Raw genomic sequence first — 694 nt, forward strand, 5'->3', positions numbered from 1 at the left:
ATCGCGAACTGCCGCTCACCGCGCAGCAGCGCGGCCAGCGCCGCCAGCACGATGCCCAGCAGCAGGACGCCGCCCGCCGCCTTGGGTCCGCCGGGGCTGATGCCGAGCAGGTCGACGGCGGAGGCGGAGCCCGCGCCCAGGTCCAGACCGGCCTCCTTCAGGAAGTCGGACGGGCTGGTCAGCAGCGACAGCGACCAGGGCGCGAGGACCAGCAGCGGCGTGCCCACCGCGGCCAGGACCCGCAGCCCGTAGGCCACCAGGTCGCGCCGGCGCAGCGCCAGCACCGCGACACCGAGGACCACGGCGAGCGGCCACACGAGGGGGGTGAACGCCGTCGTGAAGGTGAGCAGCAGGGTGTAGGCCCAGGTGGCGCGCCAGCTGCCGCGTACGGTGCCGTCGCCGCGCAGTCCGTACGCCGCGACGCCCGCGCGGGCGATCAGCGGGAGCAGGACGGCCAGCAGTGCGGTGCCGAGCCGGCCGGTGGCCAGCGCCCCGGTCGCGGCCGGCAGGAAGGCGTAGGCGACGCTCGCCCAGGCCCGCAGCAGCTTGGATTCGAGCAACGGCCGGGAGGCGAAGTAGGCGGTGACCCCGGCGAGCGGGACCGAGCAGATCAGCAGCACGGTGAGCGCGAAGCCGGTGGACCCCAGGAACAGCGCCGACAGCGCGGCGACCAGCCCCAGGTACGGCGGTGCCA

1 pseudogene is annotated in these 694 nt (G+C 75.5%); it reads right to left on the reverse strand.

From position 1 onward, the window contains the following. Positions 1–694: pseudogene (locus IH13_RS0103085) on the reverse strand (family 2 glycosyl transferase); the annotation flags it as partial.

The organism is Streptomyces sp. NRRL WC-3549, assembly GCF_000721935.1.
Classification (GTDB): Bacteria; Actinomycetota; Actinomycetes; order Streptomycetales; family Streptomycetaceae; genus Streptomyces.